The sequence below is a fragment of the Cellulomonas wangleii genome, from assembly GCF_018388445.1.
GTDB classification, from domain to species: Bacteria; Actinomycetota; Actinomycetes; order Actinomycetales; family Cellulomonadaceae; genus Cellulomonas; species Cellulomonas wangleii.
On record NZ_CP074405.1, the window covers coordinates 4,029,840 to 4,049,479 of the forward strand.

General features: G+C 69.7%; 18 protein-coding genes. 7 read left to right on the plus strand and 11 right to left on the minus strand.

The genetic code is table 11. The features are described 5' to 3' along the window. Positions 1-335 precede the first annotated feature (335 nt). A complete protein-coding gene (locus KG103_RS18490; protein ID WP_207340026.1) occupies positions 336-1,196 on the minus strand; it encodes an alpha/beta fold hydrolase in 861 nt (286 codons plus the stop codon). A gap of 518 nt (positions 1,197-1,714) precedes the next feature. After that, the gene (locus KG103_RS18495) at positions 1,715-2,851 is read right to left on the minus strand and encodes a Shedu immune nuclease family protein (RefSeq protein ID WP_207340027.1); all 1,137 of its coding nucleotides are present in this window, start codon (positions 2,849-2,851) and stop codon (positions 1,715-1,717) included. 496 nt (positions 2,852-3,347) lie between these two features. Here KG103_RS18495 and KG103_RS18500 point away from each other — a divergent pair, with 496 nt between their 5' ends. The 4 genes from KG103_RS18500 (at position 3,348) to KG103_RS18515 (ending at position 6,955) form a co-directional block, all read left to right on the plus strand. Then, positions 3,348-3,938, plus strand: a complete 591-nt coding sequence (locus KG103_RS18500; protein ID WP_207340028.1) for a hypothetical protein — start codon at positions 3,348-3,350, stop codon at positions 3,936-3,938. 716 nt (positions 3,939-4,654) lie between these two features. After that, the gene (locus KG103_RS18505; protein WP_207340029.1) at positions 4,655-5,182 is read left to right on the plus strand and encodes a hypothetical protein; all 528 of its coding nucleotides are present in this window, start codon (positions 4,655-4,657) and stop codon (positions 5,180-5,182) included. A gap of 631 nt (positions 5,183-5,813) precedes the next feature. Further along, the gene (locus tag KG103_RS18510) at positions 5,814-6,236 is read left to right on the plus strand and encodes an NUDIX domain-containing protein (RefSeq protein WP_207340030.1); all 423 of its coding nucleotides are present in this window, start codon (positions 5,814-5,816) and stop codon (positions 6,234-6,236) included. 71 nt (positions 6,237-6,307) lie between these two features. Next, positions 6,308-6,955 carry a GNAT family N-acetyltransferase gene (locus KG103_RS18515; RefSeq protein WP_207340031.1) on the plus strand — a complete coding sequence of 216 codons (648 nt, stop codon included), beginning with the start codon at positions 6,308-6,310 and terminating at the stop codon, positions 6,953-6,955. A 134-nt stretch (positions 6,956-7,089) separates the two neighbouring features. Here KG103_RS18515 and dnaB read toward each other — a convergent pair whose 3' ends face one another. Then, positions 7,090-9,678, minus strand: coding sequence for a replicative DNA helicase (gene dnaB / locus KG103_RS18520; RefSeq protein WP_207340032.1), 2,589 nt, complete (start codon positions 9,676-9,678; stop codon positions 7,090-7,092). Positions 9,679-10,160: 482 nt separating this feature from the next. On the opposite strand from dnaB, the gene KG103_RS18525 reads away from it, so the two are divergent. Next, entirely contained in the window at positions 10,161-11,453 is a 1,293-nt protein-coding gene (locus tag KG103_RS18525) for an MATE family efflux transporter (RefSeq protein WP_249670905.1), read from the plus strand. A gap of 64 nt (positions 11,454-11,517) precedes the next feature. Here KG103_RS18525 and KG103_RS18530 read toward each other — a convergent pair whose 3' ends face one another. From KG103_RS18530 to KG103_RS18565, 8 genes are all read right to left on the minus strand, one after another. Further along, complete coding sequence (locus KG103_RS18530) at positions 11,518-11,736, minus strand: hypothetical protein (protein WP_207340033.1); 219 nt, start codon at positions 11,734-11,736, stop codon at positions 11,518-11,520. 132 nt (positions 11,737-11,868) lie between these two features. After that, positions 11,869-12,276: a hypothetical protein gene (locus KG103_RS18535; protein ID WP_207340034.1), complete on the minus strand. Its 408-nt coding sequence runs from the start codon at positions 12,274-12,276 to the stop codon at positions 11,869-11,871. 202 nt (positions 12,277-12,478) lie between these two features. Then, positions 12,479-12,781 (minus strand): hypothetical protein, encoded by a 303-nt coding sequence (locus KG103_RS18540; protein WP_207340035.1) that lies wholly within the window; start codon positions 12,779-12,781, stop codon positions 12,479-12,481. A 237-nt stretch (positions 12,782-13,018) separates the two neighbouring features. Continuing rightward, the gene (gene rplI / locus KG103_RS18545) at positions 13,019-13,468 is read right to left on the minus strand and encodes a 50S ribosomal protein L9 (RefSeq protein WP_089802863.1); all 450 of its coding nucleotides are present in this window, start codon (positions 13,466-13,468) and stop codon (positions 13,019-13,021) included. Positions 13,469-13,482: 14 nt separating this feature from the next. Then, positions 13,483-13,719 (minus strand): 30S ribosomal protein S18, encoded by a 237-nt coding sequence (rpsR, locus tag KG103_RS18550; protein WP_062101988.1) that lies wholly within the window; start codon positions 13,717-13,719, stop codon positions 13,483-13,485. 76 nt (positions 13,720-13,795) lie between these two features. After that, positions 13,796-14,335: a single-stranded DNA-binding protein gene (locus KG103_RS18555; protein WP_207340036.1), complete on the minus strand. Its 540-nt coding sequence runs from the start codon at positions 14,333-14,335 to the stop codon at positions 13,796-13,798. Between the two features lie 93 nt (positions 14,336-14,428). Next, positions 14,429-14,722 carry a 30S ribosomal protein S6 gene (rpsF, locus tag KG103_RS18560; RefSeq protein WP_207340037.1) on the minus strand — a complete coding sequence of 98 codons (294 nt, stop codon included), beginning with the start codon at positions 14,720-14,722 and terminating at the stop codon, positions 14,429-14,431. 201 nt (positions 14,723-14,923) lie between these two features. Then, entirely contained in the window at positions 14,924-17,443 is a 2,520-nt protein-coding gene (locus tag KG103_RS18565; RefSeq protein WP_207340038.1) for a penicillin-binding protein, read from the minus strand. Between the two features lie 362 nt (positions 17,444-17,805). Between KG103_RS18565 and KG103_RS18570 the strand changes: the two genes are divergently transcribed. Next, a complete protein-coding gene (locus KG103_RS18570; protein WP_207340039.1) occupies positions 17,806-18,444 on the plus strand; it encodes a PadR family transcriptional regulator in 639 nt (212 codons plus the stop codon). Continuing rightward, the gene (locus KG103_RS18575; protein WP_207340040.1) at positions 18,441-19,535 is read left to right on the plus strand and encodes an inositol-3-phosphate synthase; all 1,095 of its coding nucleotides are present in this window, start codon (positions 18,441-18,443) and stop codon (positions 19,533-19,535) included. The genes KG103_RS18570 and KG103_RS18575 overlap by 4 nt, the downstream gene beginning before the upstream one ends. Positions 19,536-19,640: the final 105 nt, after the last annotated feature.

The window sequence follows — 19,640 nt, forward strand, 5'->3', positions numbered from 1 at the left end:
CGGTCGATGCGCCTTGCCGCGAGGCTGGGGTTTGTCGAGGTTGAGCGGTTCGAGGCGTACAACGCCGAGCGGTGGTTCGGCAGGTGGACCCCATCCGCAGCGACCGGCTGAACCTGGTCCGCACGGGCCGCGGCGCGCGGAGATCCGGAGGTATCGGGTAGTCAAACGAAGACGAGTGTCCAGACAAACAACCTTGCATCTCGACATACGGCGCCGACTGGTCGTCGTCCAGCTCAGCGGACAACAGTTGCCGCGGTCGAGCCTCCCGGCGCGGGGGAGCATCGGGGAACCCGTGCGACGGTCGGAGTATCAACTTCTGGACGGCGCCGTCATCATCAGGCGGGAAGGAAGCCAGTGAGCGCATCGGTGAGCGCGTCGGGCGCCTCCTCCGCAACATGATGCCCGGAGTCGATGCCGTTTCCGCGCGCGTCGGAAGCCCAGTTGCTCCAGATCTCCAGCGGATCGCCGTACAACAGCTCCAGGTCGTCGCGGAGCGACCAGAGGACGAGGAGCGGCATCTCCAGGCGGCGTCCCGCGGCCTTGTCCGCCTCCTCATCGATGCGGTCGATGGTCAGGCCCGCGCGGTAGTCCTCCAACATCGCGCGCACCACCCGCGGATCGTGGATCGCTCGGCGCCACTCGGCGTGGTTGTCGGCCCCCATCACCCGCGGGTCACCGTGGTACCAGGCGTCGGGGTCCGCGGAGATGACCCGCTCGGGGACGTCGGGCTGCGCGAAAAAGAACCAGTGCCACCACCTCGTCGCGAAGCGGGCATCTGCGCGAGCGAGGTGCTCGCTGATCGGGATGCAGTCCATCAGGACGAGGTGGTCGACACGCTGCGGATGATCGAGCGCCAGACGCAAGGCCACGTAGCTTCCCCGATCGTGCCCGACCAGGTGAAAGCGGTCGTGGCCGAGCCTCGTCATCAGCTGCGCCACGTCGCCAGCGACCGCCCGCTTCGAGTGGGCACGGTGATCCGGCGTTGGTGCAGGGCCCGTCGAACGGCCATATCCCCGCAAGTCCGGGCAGACGACTGTGAACCCCGCGGCCACCAGCCGCGGTGCGACCGCGTGCCAGGTCGCTCCCGTTCGTGGATGACCGTGCAACAGCAGCACGGGCGGCCCGTCGCCGCCGTGCCTGACGTGGAGGGTCGCTTCGCCGACGGCGATGTCCTCGATGGTGAAGTCCTCAAACACGGCTCCATGATGGCGACCCTCGGCGCATACGGCGCGGCCAGAGCTCAGAGGCCACTAGCGGGGGTTCACCCGATCGATCGCGGTAACCGTGGTGGGACGCAACTGGGTTGTGTGACGGTTGTGTGGCACACATGTCGGCCACTCCTCGGGTGCGCGTCCCGCGCGTCGACGGCTAGTTTGTTAGGACTTCGTATTTAATGTTTCGGGTGCGGACATTTAAAGTAGGCCGCATCTCGACACCCGATTCTCAAAGTATCTTGCATCTCGACACGTGTCGAGATGCACGGAACACTGACCGCCGCTGAACGGCCTACTTTGACCGGCACCACCCCGTGTCGTGCCTTCGGTCAAAGTACGGAGGGCGCAGTCCGCCAACCTTCCGCGCCGCCGGCGCCGGCGACCGCGCGACGGGCGACGGGCGACGTCCTTGAGGGTGACGTCGAGGCCGTCGGCTGGGAAGAGCTCGCTCGCGCCGCGAGCAGCCACGCCCGGCTCCGGACGACGTGCCGGGGCGAGACCTAGGAGATCGTGGGCGATCCGGCTCGACGATCCGTCGCGAGGAAGTCTCGGAGGTTCTTCAACTGTTCGAGGATCTCGTCGTATGTGACAAGTTGCACCCCAGAAAGGTGCTCCCTGTACAGGTCGAACGACTTCTTCTTGTCGTCGCTGTCGAGTTCGCTGGCTCGACCTGCAACGACGAAACAGCGAGGGGCGCTGGTCGCCCAGGAAACTCGACTGGTCCGGGATTTGGTGGCGAACTCGTGCCGAGTCAGTTGTAGCGCCTGGTCAAGCACCTGCGTCAGAGCTTCGCCTATCTCGGATTGAACACCATAGATTCCCGCGCGGTACGGGCGCCTCTTTAGTAACTTCGTGCTGGGTTTCTTGATCTCGACCAACGCCGCGTTGTTTGTCATCGAGTTCTGGAAGAGGTAGTCGGCAATCTTCTTGCCCTTAGGTCGGTTGTCGCCTTGCCCGATCGCGACCTGCGCGTCAACGAAGACCGTCGGACCTCCAAACAGGAGTTGGAGTGCAAAGACGTTCTCCTCGAAGAACGTCTGCCACCATTGCTCGGGATGCCTCGCATCAAGGGCGACGCGGTACGCCTCGATCAAGTGGTCAAGGTTCGCTAACTCCACATCGCGCTGGAGGGCAACCATGCGTGCCGGGGCGACACGAGCCGCTTCGGCTGCATGGGTCGAGACCGCCTCCACCAGGGAGGCTGCGACCTCCGCTGTAACCTCCTCACGGTCAAGGGCGGCCCCGGCGATGAACCTGCTGTCCACGTGCCGCCCGTATGCGTACCTGACCGGCTCAACTCGTAGATGCTCAGCCAACTGATTGTGGCCGTAGGCGCGGCGGACACGAAGCGAAGCGTGGTCGCCGCGTGACTTGATCCTCCGGAGCTCCGCCACGAGCGCGCCAAACCACGCGAGCCCAAGCGTGATCGTCTCGCCATCGACGGCCGGGGGCTGACCGCCATCCACGAACCGCATCTCGATGCACGTCGTGTGCTCCTCGATCAGGCGAACGAGCCAGTCGTACTCGTGCGCGAACCCAAGTCCGTACTCCACGTCCTTGGTGAATCCTGAGGGGAGATTCTCCAGCACGTCACGGACGTCCCAGTATTCGTCATCGACGTCTGAGGGAAGGGTCACCTTCTCGATCGTCGAGTACTTCGGGCCAAGAAAGTCGTCGCTCCAAGGCCGGGTGTCCGTTGGAAAGATTGAAAGACGCCCACTGGAAGTGGATTACCTCCAGGAGCTTGACGCCGGCCGCAAGCCGGGCCGCCGCCGGGGAGTTAACTTCTGGCGTGGTCTTTGGCACGAAGTAGACCTGCGTGATCCCATCGCTGTTCGTCCGTGTCTCCGAGGACCCGCGCTCACCCGGCTCAGCTCCGAATCGAGCCATCGGCGATCCCTCGGCTCTCTTGGGGCTACGACACCCGATGGAGGACACACGGCCTGTTGGTCAGACGGCGACAGTGAACAGCCGTCGCCGAGAGTAGCGCAGCGGCGTCCCGCTCCAGTGCAGGGTTATGACGCCGAGGCGGACGCCCAGGCGAGACCGTGACGACGAAATCCACATCAATGAGATGCCGCACGAGGAGTCGCCCAGCCGTTGGCTGGTCGTGCACCTGGCAAGATCGAGAGCATGGCAGCCGTCGCGTTCCCTCTGGTTTGGGCTACGTATCAGACCATGTCCGGGCAGGCACCCTCCCTGGTTGGGGCCGCAGAGGGCTCCGACGTGACCTCGTTGCTCGACTGGCTGACAGCGATCGGGACTGTCGGAGCGGTTGTCGTCGCTCTGGCGTTCGGCATCGTCGCCGAGCGCCGTACCCGCCAAGACCGACGAGAGCGCGCCGCTGAACTCGAGCGAGCCAGGGAGGCGGCGCGTCGAGCTCAAGCTCTGCGCGTCGCCATCTGGGGCCATGAGGACTGGTCACCAGCCGAGACCGAGTACGTCACTGACGACTCGCCCGTCTCGATCCACATCGTCAACGCGTCTGACCTACCCGTCGTTCATGTCCAGGTTCCAGGCAACCCGGTGTGGGCGGGGTGGTCCCCGCAGTCGCTACTCCCCGGGGAGGCGAAGCACGTCGATCTGACGCTGGCCGAGCTGGCGGGGTACGAACGCGCCGGGCACCCGCCCGACGCGCGTGGCCGCCTCCGTGTGGTGTTTACAGACAACGCTGGCACGACTTGGACTCGATCGTTCACGGGCGAACTGTGGGAGCACTCGTGAACAGAACACCCACGCCGTTTAGTCGGACCAACTGCACCTCACACCAGCAACAGTGATCTGATCCGAGTTCTCAACGTCGGAGGCCAACGAGTCGACGCAACCTGCGCGGGTCGCGGCGGTCTCCAGGGGAGGTCAGACCGATCGGAGGCGTTCTGCAGACCATCTTGCGTTTCAAGACGAGTTGAGCCGCAATGTTATTGTTTGACTGCTGCCGTGTGGGCGTTTGGTCGACAGGTCGCTCGGATCCGTCGTCGGTCGAAGCGCGGATGACCCGCCACGTGGGCGCCGCTCGATGTCGTCGAGGCGGTCGCCGACAGACTGGCCGACCGGCTTGTGGCCGGGGGAACCTCGGAGGATGAGCTCCTTCGGCGGAGGGTCATCGAGACAGACCAGAACCTCCGGTGGCAACTCGCCCGCTACTCGCGTGATCGCGTCCATCGCCGACAGTCTCGACCCGGACCAACCGAACCACCGCCGTCGCTCACGCGCATCATCCACACCCTGAACAGGACCACACCAACAGAGGACGAGCTTCGAGAGATCGAGACGGACGACACGGAGCGCCGTCGGTACGAACTGTTCTGGCGACGACGTCCGTCCCTCACCGATCGGTGATCGGCGCCCGCTTCCCTGAGACGCCTAAGTGGTGCGATCCAGGTCAGCACCCATACCGCCGGGTGACGTCTAACCGCGCGATCGACCATACGATCACCGACATGCAGACCGGTTCCGTGGCGGAGTGGGCTGGCGCGATTGCGACGCTCCTTGCCACCGTTGTCGCCCTGTACCTCGCGGCGCGCGATGAGGACGGTCGCCGATCACGCCTCGCTGCACGGCGCCAGATCCGGTCGATGGCGGCGATGCGTGTCCGTGAACTCCGTCGGCTCGAGCGCGACGAGGAGCGCAGTCTGCTGCGCGACGACATCGGCTACTCCCAAGACCACGTGGAACTCAGTCGCTACTACGACCTCAGCAAGGAACTGGGTTGGGTCCGCCGGCGTCGAGCCCAACGCGTGCTGCGTGATGTGTACGGGGGGCAGGCTGCCCTTGACTGGGTGGAGCTCTACCCCTCGGTATCCGAGGACGACCGCGCCCACGCCGCGGCGTTGGTCCTCCACCTCGTGCGCAGCCCTGAAGGGGCCCTGCTCACAAAGAGCCGGCTGCACCTTGCTCTGCAGAAGCCGGCGGACGCCACGAAGGTGGCGGAACTCCGATGTCGCTACGAGGTGCTTGCCGACCTGTAGGTCCAGAGCAGTACATGTGGGCACAGTCGCGGGGTCGGCAGGGCCCTGGATCGAGGTTCCGTACGCCCTGCAGTCGCTCCATTCTGTGCATCTTCGCAGGTCAACCTAGGGTCATCAGGGGGCGCCTGGGGTGACGACGCAGGTGAACCAGCCCGCGGACAGTGCCACTTTGCCGTTCGCACAAGCGTGGTCGTCCGTGGCGCCGCCACCGATCGGCGCCTGGGGTCATTTGAGGGCGCTAGCGAGCGGCACCAGCGGCGAGGTCGCGTGTATGAGCGCGGTCCCGGTTCCGCCAGCGCCGACCGGGACCTCAGCGGAGTCGGCCGACAGGACGGCGCGTCAGGAGTACGTCCGAGCCTGCCGACCGCGTGGCGCATCCGCCTGCCCTGCCGTACTTAAAGTATCCGGGGCTGATTTTTGTCGAGATGCAGGGCAGATTGACCGGGGCCCAGCGTCCTACTTTGACCGGCTGCTCCTGCGCGGAGAGCGTTGGTCAAACTAGCCACGAAGAGTCCAGTGGCGTCGCGCCCACGCTCGGCCCCGGCGAGAACCGATCTCCCGGCTGGCCCGATAGCACGGCGCAGCACGCTACTTTTCGTACGTGCCAAGCGTCCGAGCTATCGCCCTCGCAGTGATCCGTCGGCCCGAGACCGGGCAGCTCTTCATCGATGAGGTCGTCGAACCCGGAACAGGACGGATGTTCCATCGTCCGGCCGGCGGCGGTATCGAGTTCGGCGAGAAGGCCTCGCGGACCCTCGAGCGCGAGTTCCTCGAGGAGTACGGGCTCGCGATCACGGTTGGTCGCCAGCTCGGTGCACTCGAGAACCACTTCACCTACGCCGGTCAAGCCGGTCATGAGATCGTCCTCGTGTTCGACGCTCAGTTGGCGCACCCGGCGGACTACGAACCGGACCGAAGAACCTGCCTCGACCAGCCCAACGTCACCGGCGTCTGGCGATCACCTTCTGAAGATGCAATCCCGCTCTACCCCGACGACCTCGCCGGCCTACTGGAGGCGGATATCACCACGCATGTCCCGGCGGACGTTCCCTAGGCATGTTGGGAGGGCGTGCCCGGGCGCGGACTGGAGCGCCCTCCTCAAGCTTGAGTCCTAGCCCGAACCGCATGTACCCCGGCCAGCGGCTGAGCCGGATGGATGTCGAGATGCGGAAGGGACTGACAGTCCACTCAGCTCCGCCCGATAACGTCGTGCACATGGCTGGCTTCGCCGATTTCCGACCCGGTGCGGAGCATCGCCCAGCGCAGGTCGCCGTGCGGCCGGCCGCACTGGGGGATGTCGACGCCATGCAGGAGATCCAGCGGCGAGCGGGCAGGCCAGCTCATCCGGATGCGTACCGGCGCGCGGTGGAGAACCCGGACTGCTGCGTCCTTGTCGCGGAGTGCTCGTCGCAGGCGGGTGACCCGATCACCGTCGGCGGGGCCCAGACGTACCTTCACGCCGCGGTAGTAGATGCAGCACCCACGGGTCACTACCTTGGCGGCGTCACGGTCGACCCCTCGTGGCGGCGAAGGGGCATTGCTCTTGCTCTGACCGAGGTGCGCGTGCAGTGGATCGCGGACCGCGCAGACGAGGTCTTCTACGTCGTGAATCCGCGCAACCTGGCATCGATCGAGCTGCACCGTCGCTGGTCCTACGAGGAGGTGATGCGCTCGTCGCATCTCACGGGCGTCGAGTTCTCCGGCGGGGTGGGGATCCTGATGCATGCGGCGTTGGCCGAACGCGCTGCCTCTGACGACGCCGTCCTGCGGTAGCCCTCCGCCCGAGCGAGCGGGTCACCCGAGTACCCGCTGCCGTACGTACTTAAAGTATCCAGGCCCGACTTTCAAACTATCCTGCATCTCGACATCTCGACATCTCGACAACACGTCGACACCTACAGCCGCCACTACATCTGCATGTCCACGAACCGCGAGTAGTGCCCCTGGAACGCGACGGTGATGGTGTCGGTGGGTCCATTACGGTGCTTGGCAACGATCAGATCAGCCTCACCGGCGCGCGGAGATTCCTTCTCATAAGCGTCTTCACGGTGCAGAAGAATGACCATGTCAGCATCCTGCTCAATTGATCCCGATTCGCGAAGGTCGCTCATCGCCGGCCTTTTATCCGTGCGCTGCTCGGGACCACGGTTCAGCTGCGAGATCGCGATGACCGGGACCTCGAGCTCCTTGGCGAGCAGCTTGAGCGCACGCGAGAACTCCGAGACCTCCTGCTGGCGGGACTCGACGCGCTTGCCGGACGTCATCAGCTGGAGGTAGTCGATGACGACCAGCTTCAGGTCATGACGCTGCTTGAGGCGCCGGCACTTGGCGCGGATCTCCATGAGCGACATGTTGGGCGAGTCGTCGATGAACAGCGGGGCCTCGCTGATGCGGCCCATGGTCGCGGCGATCTTGGCCCAGTCGTCCTCGCCCATCGCGCCCGTGCGCAGCTTCTGCAGGTGCACGCGCGCCTCGGCGGAGAGCAGTCGCATGGTGATCTCGTTGCGGCTCATCTCGAGCGAGAACACGACGGCGGCCATGTTGTGCTTGATGGCGGCGGACCGCACGATGTCGATGCCGAGCGTGGAGTTGTGCGTCGGGATCATCGACTCGCCCGCGAGGTACAGGTGCGAGTAGTGGGAGATCTCGACACACCGCACCGGCACCGACGCCACCGGCTCGACGGACACGACGTACCGCTGGTGGAGACGCGCGGTCGACCGGCGACGGCGCTCCTTGTGGACGAGCTTCTTGCGCTCGAGCGCGAACACGTCGTCGTCGGTGGTGAACGTGATCGTGAAGCACGTCGACGAGGCCGCGGAGCGGCCGCGGACAGGCTTGACGGACCACCCGGTCCGGTACCCCAGCGAGTGGACGAGCTCACGCACGTCCCGCGCCAGCCGCTCGTCGGTCACCGCGAACTGCACGGACCCGGTCGGGTTCACCGTGCCGTCCGTGTCGAGCAGCCCTGCCAGCAGGTCGCGCCGCTGTGCCTCGCTCGCCCGCAGGTAGTCGAGTGGGATGTGCTTGCGGCCCAGCACACCGAGGGTGCGCAGCCGTCCCTGCACGGTGCCGTACCGGTCGTGGCAATCCTGGCAGCGCACGAGTCCCGTGGTCTCGACACCACAGTCAGGACACGTCGGGGCGGGAACCGGGCCGGAGAGGGTCTTGACCCGCCCACCGCACGACCGTCCGCACGTACGCACCTGCGAGCGCGCGGGCACGAAGTCGGTGCCGCAGACCTCGCACTGTCGCGTCGCCGTCGTCTCGCGCGGGAGCCGCACGGTGTACAGGTCGGCGGCGCGGTTCTGCCCGGCGGCACGCACGTCGTACCCCCGCCCCTCGACCCACATCGCGATCTCCGCGTCGGCACTCGTGAACCGGGCCGACGTCGAGTGCCCGTCGCCGAGCCACACGCCCAGGAGGTACGGGTCGACGAGCAGCTCTCTGGCCGGCAGACGCAGCGGGCCCGTGGTCGCGACAGAGTGGTTCGCGCGCAAGTCGGCCGTCACGCACCGGACGGTCTGCGCGAGGTCCTCGGTGGTCCGGACGGAGCCCTCGGCGCCCACCCGTCGCTCGGACCGGGTGCGCGTGAGCCACTGGTGCTGCGCGTCGGCCACGATGGTCGAGCCGTCGTCGAACGTCACGCGGTAGCAGGGGCGGTCGACCATGACGTCGGTCGCCGCGACGACGCGCGTCACCGTGCCGTCGGCGGCCAGGAGCTGGTCACCGACCTGGACCTCGCCCATGGTCGTCCAGCCCGTGGGCGTCGGCAGCGGTGTGTCGAGTGCCAGGGCCTTGCCGATGGCCGGCCGCGCCGCCACCACGATCATCTGCCCCGGGTGCAGCCCGTTCGTCAGCCGGTCGAGGTCCGCGAACCCGGTCGGGACGCCGATCATGCCCTCGCCGCGGTGCCCGGCCCGCTCGATCTCGTCGACCGTGCCGCCGATGACCTCGGACAGCGGCAGGTAGTCCTCGGACGCGCGGCGCTCCGTGACGGCGTAGACCTCGGCCTGGGCGTTGTTGACGAGCTCGTCGACGTCGCCGCCGTCGGTCGCGTAGCCGAGCTGCACGATGCGGGTGCCGGCCTCGACGAGCTTGCGGAGGATGGCCCGCTCCCGCACGATCCGCGCGTAGAAGCCCGCGTTGGCCGCGGTGGGGACCGCGGCGATGAGGGTGTGCAGGTACGCGGCGCCGCCGACGCGGGTCATCTCACCGCGCTTGGTCAGCTCGTCGGCGACGGTGATGGCGTCGGCGGGCTCACCGCGGCCGTACAGGTCGAGGATCGCGTCGTAGATCGCCTCGTGCGCGGGGCGGTAGAAGTCGGTGCCCTTGATCTGCTCGATGACGTCGGCGATGGCGTCCTTGCTGATCATCATGCCGCCGAGCACGGACCGCTCGGCCTCGAGGTCCTGCGGTGGGGTGCGGTCGAAGCCGCCGCCGCTGCTGCGTCCGCTGTCCGGCGGCGCGCCGTACTCGAGGTCCTCGATGGTCACCTGTCACCTGCTCCTGCTCGTCCCCACCCGTCGAACGCCTGTTCTACCGGGCCCCTCTGACAGTCACCCACGAGCGGTCCCCTCCGGGACGACCACATCCACCGGGGACCTGCCCTCGCGAGGCTAGGCCGCGAACCCCTGGGACCCAAACGGGTGTGTGCACAGGTCGGTGGACAGCCTGTGGACAACCCGTTCGACCTTGTGTGCACAGGTTGGGGATACACCTGTGGACAGCGACGGATCTGCGGCTCGGCACAGGCTCCGACCGGCACTTACGCTGTGCACGTGCTGTGGAGCGAGGAAGATTCGTGCCGCGTTCACCTGGTGGACGCCTGAACCGCCCGTCGGACACCCCCGGACCCGCGTCGCCCGACCCGACCAACTCCGCTGGGCCGCACGGGGGACGCCCGACCGACCCCGCTCCCCGCACTCCCGCCGACGCGCCGGCCCGGCCGACCGACCGCACCGGCGTCGACCGGCGGATCCTCGCCCTCGCCGTCCCGGCCCTCGGTGCGCTCGTCGCGGAGCCGCTGTTCGTCCTCGTCGACTCCGCGATGGTCGGCCACCTCGGCACCGACGCGCTGGCCGGGCTGGCCCTGGCTTCGACGGTGCTGGTGACGGTCGTCGGGCTGTGCGTCTTCCTCGCGTACGCCACCACCGCCGCGGTCGCCCGACGTCTCGGCGCCGGCGACCCGCGCGGCGCCCTGCAGACGGGCGTGGACGGCATGTGGCTCGGCGCGGGCCTCGGGCTCGTGCTCGCCGCAGCGACGTGGGCGGCCGCCCCCTGGCTCGTCGCGGTGCTGGGCGCCGACGGCGACGTCGCCACCCAGGCCGTGAGCTATCTGCGCTGGTCCACCCCCGGCCTGCCCGGCATGCTCCTGGTGCTGGCCGCCACGGGTGCGCTGCGGGGCCTGCAGGACACGCGGACACCCCTGGTGGTGGCGGCGTCCGGTGCGGCCGCCAACGCGGCGCTGAACGCCGTCCTCATCTACGGGGCGGGCCTCGGCATCGCCGGGTCCGGGCTGGGGACCGCCCTCGCTCAGCTCGGCATGGCGGGCTGGCTCGTGGTGGTCGTCGTCCGGGGGGCGCGTGCGGCCGGCGCGAGCCTGGCACCGGCAGCCGGCGGCGTCTGGGCGAGCGCCCGCGCCGGCCTGCCCCTGCTGGTGCGCACCGCGACGCTCCGCCTGGCGATCCTGCTGACCGTCTGGACCGCGACCGGCCTGGGCCCGAGCGCCCTGGCCGGGCACCAGGTCGTCAACGCGGTGTGGGGCCTGGCGGCCTTCGCGCTCGACGCCCTCGCGATCGCCGCGCAGGCGCTCGTGGGGCACGCGCTGGGCGCCCGCGACGTCGCCCGGACCCGGGCCGTGCTCCGCCGCACCCTGCAGTGGGGCGTCGGGGCGGGGGCCGTTCTCGGGCTCGTCCTCGGCGGCCTGGCGCCGTTCTACGTCCCGCTCTTCTCACCCGACGCCGACGTCCGGCGCGCGGCCGTCACCGGTCTCCTCGTCGCTGCCGTCGCCCTGCCGATGGCCGGGTGGGTGTTCGTGCTCGACGGCGTCCTCATCGGTGCCGGCGACGGGCCGTTCCTCGCCTGGGCGGGGGTCGCGACCCTCGTCGCGTACGTCCCGGCCGCCCTCGCGGTCCACGCGTGGGCCCCACCCGGAGCCGCCGGGCTGGCCTGGTTGTGGGTGGCGTTCGCCGTGGTGTTCATGGCCGCCCGCGCCGTCACCACAGGGCTGCGGGCACGGGGTGACACCTGGATGGTCGTCGGCGCCTGATCCCCGCGCCGTGCGCATGGCTCCGGCCGGTGCGTGGACGCGCACCGGCCGGACGACCGACCGGTCAGGCGCGCTCGACGGACCGCCGCCGCCCGCGCTCCACGGCCACGGCCGCGACGCCCACGGCGAAGCACGCGATCGCCCCCACGACGAGGCCCGTGCCGCGGGCGGTCGCGTCGTTCTGGCCCAGCAGCAGCAGCACGAACCCCACGGGGGTCACCGCCGCCCACAGGTCGGCGGGGCGGAACCGGGCGAGGCGGGGCGTCGGACGCTGGTCGGTCATCTCGTCTCCTCGGGTCGGGGCCGGATCGGCGCACCCCTGACGCTAGGCCCGAGCCGTGCGTCCGCAGCACCGTCCGCGGACGGATCTGTCGCCTCCGTCCCCGGACGGAGGGCGCCTGCGCGGCCGGACGGCTCAGTCGCCCCCGCCCCCACCCCCGCCGTCGCCGCCGCCCCCGCCACCATCGCCCACGCCGTTGTCCGTCCCGGCGGCGTCCGACCCGGTCGCGTCGTCGGGGGCGGGACGGGCGTCGCCGTCATGGGCCGCCGCGCCGCCGTCCCCGCCCGTCGAGCGGTCGCGTCGGCCGTCCTCGGTTCCGTCCGCCTGCGTGCGGGCCTTCGCCCCACCGCCGACGCCGATCGCGAAGAAGGCGACACCCACCGCGAGGAACGCGGTCAGGGCGGTCTCACCGCGCGCAGCACCGCTGATCCCGAGGACGAAGAAGACGACGCCGAGGGCGACGAACGCGCCGCTCTCCTGGTCGCTCCTCGGACGCTTCACGTCACCCTCGGGTGTCGTCCGGTCGTGCTGCTCGTCGGTCATGGCGTCCTCCCGCACGTCGTCGTGCGGGCCAGGCTACGGACGGCACCCGCCGCGCACACCGCTCCCGGGGAGGAGATGTCCGTCCGTCGCGAGACCGAGGAGCCCGCCACGGTCACCCCGTCCGTCGCGCGCGTCCGCGCGGGCGGCCGACCGTCCCGTCGTGTCGCCGGCGGGGATCCGGACTCCCCCGCCCGTGGTCGCGTCAGGCGGCGACGAGCTCGTCGGCCGCGTCCGACGGGGCGGCGGCTGGGCGTGGGGCGAGCACCCCGACCGACGCGACGGCCGCTGCCGTCGTCCGGCGCTCCCGCACCCCGCGACGCACGCGGACGACCGCCTCCGGCAGGATCGCCACACCCATCGTCACCAGCGCGATCGCCATGGGGACGTCGTGCGCCGCGCGCAGGACGCCGACGACGACGAGCCCGGCGCCCAGCGCGACGATCGCTGTGACCTGCGCGACCAGGGGGACGCGTGCGCCCCGTGCCCAGCCGTTCGTGGTGCCCATGGTCGCCCTCCTCGTGCCTTCGTCGGTCCCGCGCTTCCTCCCGTCGACGCTACGGGGCACCGTGACGCGTGCCGACCCCCCGCAGGACGACCCCGGGCTCCCTCTCACGGATGACGGACAGCGCCCCGCCACCCTCCGGACGTCGCACGCCGGCGTGCCCCGACGAGGCCCCGGCACACGACGAGGCCCCGCACCGCCGGAGCGGTACGGGGCCTCGTGGGCTCGCGGGAGCGAGGGTCAGGCAGAGACGACCTTGACGGTCACCGCGGCCGAGACCTCGGGGTGCAGACGCACGTGCACCGTGTACTCACCGGTCGACTTGATCGCCTGGGCGACCTCGATCTTGCGCTTGTCGACGGCCGGGGCACCGGCGGCCTTGATCGCGGCAGCGATCTCGGCCGTGGTGACGGCGCCGAACAGGCGGCCCGACTCGCCGGACTTGGCCGAGACGGTGACGGGGTTGGCCTGCAGGGAGTCCCGCACAGCCTTCGCGTCGTCGAGCGTGGCGATCTCGCGCGCCTTGCGGGCACGACGGATCGCGGAGACGTCCTTCTCGGCACCCTTGGTCCACGGCGTGGCCAGGTTGCGCGGGATGAGGTAGTTACGGGCGTACCCGTCCTTCACCTCGACGATGTCGCCAGGTGCACCGAGACCGGTGACCTCGTGGGTCAGGATGATCTTCGCCATGGGTCAGTCCTTTCTCAGCGGGCCGACGACGAGTACGGCAGGAGTGCCATCTCGCGCGCGTTCTTGACGGCACGGGCGATCTGGCGCTGCTCCTGCACGGAGACACCGGTCACGCGACGCGCGCGGATCTTCCCGCGGTCGGAGATGAACTTGCGGAGCAGAGCCGTGTCCTTGTAGTCGACCGTGTCGATCTTGGCGGCCTTCAGGGGGTTCTGCTTCTTCTTGGGCTTGCGGACGACGGGCTTGGCCATCGTGGTGCTCCTTGTCTGTGGAGCCCCGAGCGTTGCCGTGCTCGGGGATGAGAAGTTCAGGTGTGCGAGGCGCCGATCAGAACGGGGGCTCGTCGGAGTAGCCGCCGCCGGACCCACCGCCCGCGGGCGTGGCCCACGGGTCGTCGGTCTGGCCGCCACCACCGGAGGACGCGCCACCGCCGCTGAAGCCGCCACCGCCGAAGCCACCGCCGCCGCCGGACCCACCACCGAAGCCACCGCCGCCACCGGACCGCTGGGTCCGGGTGACCTTGGCCGTCGCGTACCGCAGCGACGGGCCGACCTCGTCGACCTGCAGCTCGTACACGGTGCGCTTCTCGCCCTCGCGGGTCTCGTACGAGCGCTGCACGAGGCGGCCCTGCACGATGACGCGGGTGCCCTTGGTGAGGGACTCGGCGACGGACTCGGCCGCCTCACGCCAGATGGAGCAGCGGAGGAACAGCGTCTCGCCGTCCTTCCACTCATTCGACTGGCGGTCGAACGTGCGGGGCGTGGACGCGACCGTGAAGTTCGCGACCGCGGCACCGGACGGGGTGAAGCGCAGCTCCGGGTCCCCGGTCAGGTTCCCGATCACCGTGATGGTGGTCTCGCCGGCCATGACGGCCTCCTCGCTCGTTCGGAAGGTTCGGCTGCGGCGTGACGCCGCGGATGCTGGGGCCCGACGCTAGCGACGGGCACCGACACGAAGGTCTCAGGCCTCGCGGCGCAGGACCTTGGTGCGCAGGACGACCTCGTTGAGGCCGAGCTGACGGTCCAGCTCCTTGGCCGTGGCGGGCGACGCGGTGAAGTCGACGACGGCGTAGATGCCCTCGGCCTTCTTCTTGATGTCGTACGCGAGGCGACGACGGCCCCACACGTCCACCTTGTCGACAGTCCCACCGTCGGTCTTGACGACCGTCAGGTACTTGTCGAGCGACGGGGCGACGGTGCGCTCCTCGATCTCGGGGTCGAGGATGATCATGATCTCGTACTGACGCAGGCTCATACCCACCTCCTCTGGTCTTCGCGGCCACGGTCGGTCCGTGGCAGGAGGGTCTCAAGCGTCTCGGCGTGCCCGGGTCCGACAGGTGTCGGGTGGTGGGCACGACGAACCGTCCCGTGAGGGACGGCGATCGCCCAGACTACCGGTTCCCGGCCCGCGGACCGAATCGCCCGCGGGACCGGTCACCCGGACGCCTGGTCGTGCTCAACGGCCGGCGGACCCGGAGGGTCCGCCGCCCGGCGAGCCGGCGGCACCGGCGCCGCCGGCCGTCGTGCCGCCCACCGCACCACCGACCGCACCGCCGACCGCGCCGCCCGCCGTGCCGCCGCCCGCCGCACCACCGCCGGCAGCGGCGCCGCCCTCGGGCGGGTCCGTGGGCGTCGGCTCGGGCGCGGGTGCCGGGGGTGGCGTCGGGGTGGGCTGCGGCGGGGGTCCGCTGGACACCACGATGGTGACCGTGGACCCGCCGGCGACGGTGGCACCCTCGCCCGGCTCCACGCGGATCACCCGCCCGGTCGGGACGGTGGTGGACCGCTCGGTCACCACGGCCGGCACCAGGCCCACGCCCTGAAGCGCACCCGCGGCGTCCGCCTCGGTGCGCCCGACGAGCCCACCCGGCACCTGCGCCTCGGCCGGCGCCTCGGGCTCCTCGGTCACCGCAGGCTCCTCGGGGGCCGTCTCGGTCGGGGCGGGCGTCGGCTTGCCACCGACGTTGGCCCGGGCCGGGAACTGCTGGACCTCCGCGTACTTCGGCTGCTCGAAGACCTGCTTCATGTAGTGGGACCACAGCAGCGCGGGGTAGGAGCCACCGGTGACGTCCTCGACCCGCCCCCAGGCGGCGATGGAGTCCTGCGCCTTGTTGTCCTCGCCGATCTGGGAGAGGGCGACCGAGGTCGCCAGCTGCGGGGTGTAGCCGATGAACCAGGCCGACTTGTTCTCCGTGGACGTGCCGGTCTTGCCGGCGATCGGACGACGCAGCGGCTTGACGTGGTTGCTGGCCGACCCGCGCTCGACGACCTGGGTCATCGCGTAGGTCGTGTCGGCCATCACGTCGGCCGCGAACACCTGCTCGCCGGTCGTGTCCGGCGACCACACCGACTCGCCCTCGATCACGGACTGCACGATGTGCGCGTCACGGTGCACGCCCTGCGCCGCGAACGTGGCGTAGGCGTTCGTCATGTCGAGCGGGTGGACCGTGTCGGACCCGAGCACGTTGGACGGGACGGTGGTCGGCTCGTTCGTCGCACCGGCGGCCTGCGCGACCCGGGCCGTCTCGGCCGGCCCGACCTCGAGGTTCAGCTGGGCGTAGACGGTGTTGACGGAGTCCGCCGTCGCCCTGACGAGGTCGATCGTGCCGTACTTGTTGGAGTTGGCGTAGTTCTGCACCCGCCAGGGCTTGCTCTCACCGATGTCGAACTCCTGCGGGGACCGCGCGTCGTACGTCGTGCCGAGGCCGATCCCCTGCTCGAGCGCGGCGACCAGCGTGAACGGCTTGTACGTCGAGCCCGCCTGGATCCGGTCGAACGTCGCGGTGTTGCGCGTGTCCGTGAGGTAGTCGGGCCCGCCGTAGAGGGCGACGATCCCGCCCGTGGCCGGGTCGACGGTGACGATCGACATGCGCAGCCGCTCGTGCGGCGTCGCGCCGTCGGTCAGCTCGCCCGCGCGCAGCTGCGCCGCCGACTGCACGGCCAGCTCCTGCACGGCGGGGTCGATGGTCGTGACGATCTTCAGGCCGCGGGTGCGCAGCTCGTCGGCGGTCCAGAACTTGGTCGCGAGCAGCTCGTTCTCGACCATCTCCAGCAGGAACCCGTTGGGGCCGCGGTACATCTCGGACTTCACGTACTCGATGGTCGGCGGGAAGGTCTGGGCGGCGCGCTCCTCGGCCGTCAGCCACCCACCGTCGACCATGCGGTCCAGCACGATCTCCCAGCGCTGCTGCGCCTTCTCGGGAGCGACGGCCGGGTCCCAGTTGTTGGGCGACGGGATGAGGGCCGCGAGCATCGCCGACTCGGCCACGGTGAGGTCCGCGGCGTTCTTGTCGAAGTACGACTTGGCGGCCGCCTGGATCCCGTAGGAGTCACGACCGAAGTAGATCGTGTTGAGGTACCGCCCCATGATCTGTTCCTTGGACTCGTTCTGGGCGATCTTGATGGCGAGGATCGCCTCCTTCGCCTTGCCCCAGTAGTCCTTGGTCGTGTTCTGGTAGTACCGCTCGACGTACTGCTGGGTCAGCGTCGACCCGCCCTGCGTCGGCTTGCCCTGGATGTTGTTGAGGAACGCGCGCGCCATGCCCGTGAGCGACACACCACGGTTGGTGAAGAAGGTCTGGTCCTCACCGGCCGCGACCGCCTGGCCGATGTGCGCCGGCAGCGTCGCGTAGTCGACGATCTCGCGCTTCTGCTTGGCGAACGTGCCCATCTCCGGCCCGGGCTGGCCCGGCTGCTCGCCGGCGAAGTACACGGTCGTCGTCTGGAACTCGACCTCGGCCAGCGGGTCGTCCGGGTGGATGAACGCGAACGCCGCGGCGCCCGCCCCCAGCACGAGGAACACGCCACCGAGGAACGTCCCGAGGACCACGCGCCACGACGGCAGCCACCGGTGCAGGCCGGTGTGCTCGCGGCGTGGGTAGTTCCAGAAGGGGCGGCGCTCACCGGTGTCGGAGGTGGGGCGACGCGTCGCGCGCCGGGCGCGCGGCGGCGCGGTTCGGCGGTTGCTGGCTGCCAAGGGGGGGACCTCTCGTGCGACGACGATGCGTTCGGCGCCCCCCCGCGGCCCGTGTCCGGGCACGCCGGTCGGGCGCTGACGGGCCTCAGTATGGACGAACGCCCCGGACGCACCACCCGGCCCCGCGCCCGGGACGTCCGGTTCCGCACGACCCTTCACATGATCGGCACGCGCCACCGACGCTCCCTCGACGGATTCCCGACGCCGGCACCTCCCGCGCCCCGCCCGTCCGATCCCCCACGGACGCGGCGTGTTGTGCGCGACGCCCCGTCCGGCATACTCTCCGGATGTATCGAGTTGATACATCGGATCCTGCCGCTCGCCGGGTCCGCGGTCCGGACGGGCGAGACGAGGAGGATCAGGTGCGCGGACGTTCCGACGTGCTCGAGCCGGCCATCCTCGGCCTGCTCGCCGAGTCCCCCATGCACGGGTACGAGCTGCGCAAGCGGCTCAACCTCGTGCTCGGCTCCTTCCGTGCGCTGTCGTACGGCTCGCTGTACCCGTGCCTGAAGGGGCTCGCGGACCGCGGCTGGATCGTCGGCGTCGAGGCGCCGGACGACCGGACGGTGGCCAGCAGGCGCGCCCGGATCGTCTACCAGCTCACCGCCGAGGGCAAGGAGCACCTGCACCAGGTGCTGTCGTCCTCGGGCCCGGCGTCCTGGGAGGACGAGAACTTCGACGTCCGCTTCGCGTTCTTCGGCCAGACCGACGCCGAGACCCGGATGCGGATCCTCGAGGGTCGCCGCATCCGGCTGACCGAGCGGCTCGAGACCATCAGGCAGTCCTTCGCACGGACCCGCGAGCGCATGGACGAGTACACGCTCGAGCTCCAGCGCCACGGCCTCGAGCAGGTCGAGCGCGAGGTCCGCTGGCTGGACGACCTCATCGACAACGAGCGCGGCGTACGTCGCGCTCGCCCCGAGGGCGGTGGCCGTCCGGCCATCGCTGCAGACGACGCCGAGGGCATCTCCGAGGCGCAACACGAGAAGGAGCGAGGATGACCTCCATCCGCGTCGCCATCGTCGGCGTCGGCAACTGCGCCGCGTCGCTTGTCCAGGGCGTGCACTACTACCGGGACGCCGACCCGCAGGGCAAGGTCCCCGGGCTCATGCACGTGCAGTTCGGTGACTACCACGTGCGGGACATCGAGTTCGTCACGGCCTTCGACGTGGACGCCAAGAAGGTCGGCTTCGACCTGTCCGAGGCGATCTTCAACTCGGAGAACAACACGATCAAGATCTGCGACGTGCCCCCGCTGGGTGTCACGGTGCAGCGCGGCCACACGCTCGACGGCATCGGCAAGTACTACGCCGAGACCATCGAGGAGTCGGACGCCGAGCCCGTCGACGTCGTGCAGACCCTCAAGGACAACGCGGTCGACGTCCTGATCTGCTACCTGCCCGTCGGCTCCGAGGCCGCGGCGAAGTTCTACGCGCAGTGCGCGATCGACGCGGGCGTCGCCTTCGTCAACGCCCTGCCGGTCTTCATCGCGTCCGACCCGGTGTGGGCCGCGAAGTTCGAGGCCGCCGGTGTGCCGATCGTCGGCGACGACATCAAGTCGCAGGTCGGCGCGACCATCACGCACCGTGTCCTCGCGCGTCTGTTCGAGGACCGCGGCGTCATCCTGGACCGCACGTACCAGCTGAACGTCGGCGGCAACATGGACTTCAAGAACATGCTCGAGCGTGAGCGCCTGGAGTCCAAGAAGATCTCCAAGACGCAGGCCGTGACGTCGAACCTGACCGACGGCCCGCTGGCCGGCAAGAAGGACGACCGCAACGTCCACATCGGCCCGTCGGACTACGTCGCGTGGCTCGACGACCGCAAGTGGGCGTACGTGCGCCTCGAGGGCCGCGCGTTCGGCGAGGTGCCCCTGAGCCTGGAGTACAAGCTCGAGGTCTGGGACTCCCCGAACTCGGCCGGCATCATCATCGACGCGCTGCGCGCGGCGAAGATCGCCAAGGACCGCGGCATCGGCGGCCCCCTGCTGTCGGCGTCGACGTACTTCATGAAGTCCCCGCCGGTGCAGACCGAGGACACCGAGGGCCGCGTCAAGGTCGAGGCCTTCATCCGCGGCGACCTGGAGCGCTGAGCCGCAGCGCAGCGGAGGGTGCCGGCCCGGCGCGAAGCGTCAGGCCGGTGCCCGCAGCAGAGCGGAGGCTCGGCGCGACCACAGGTCCAGCGCTGACCCCGCTCC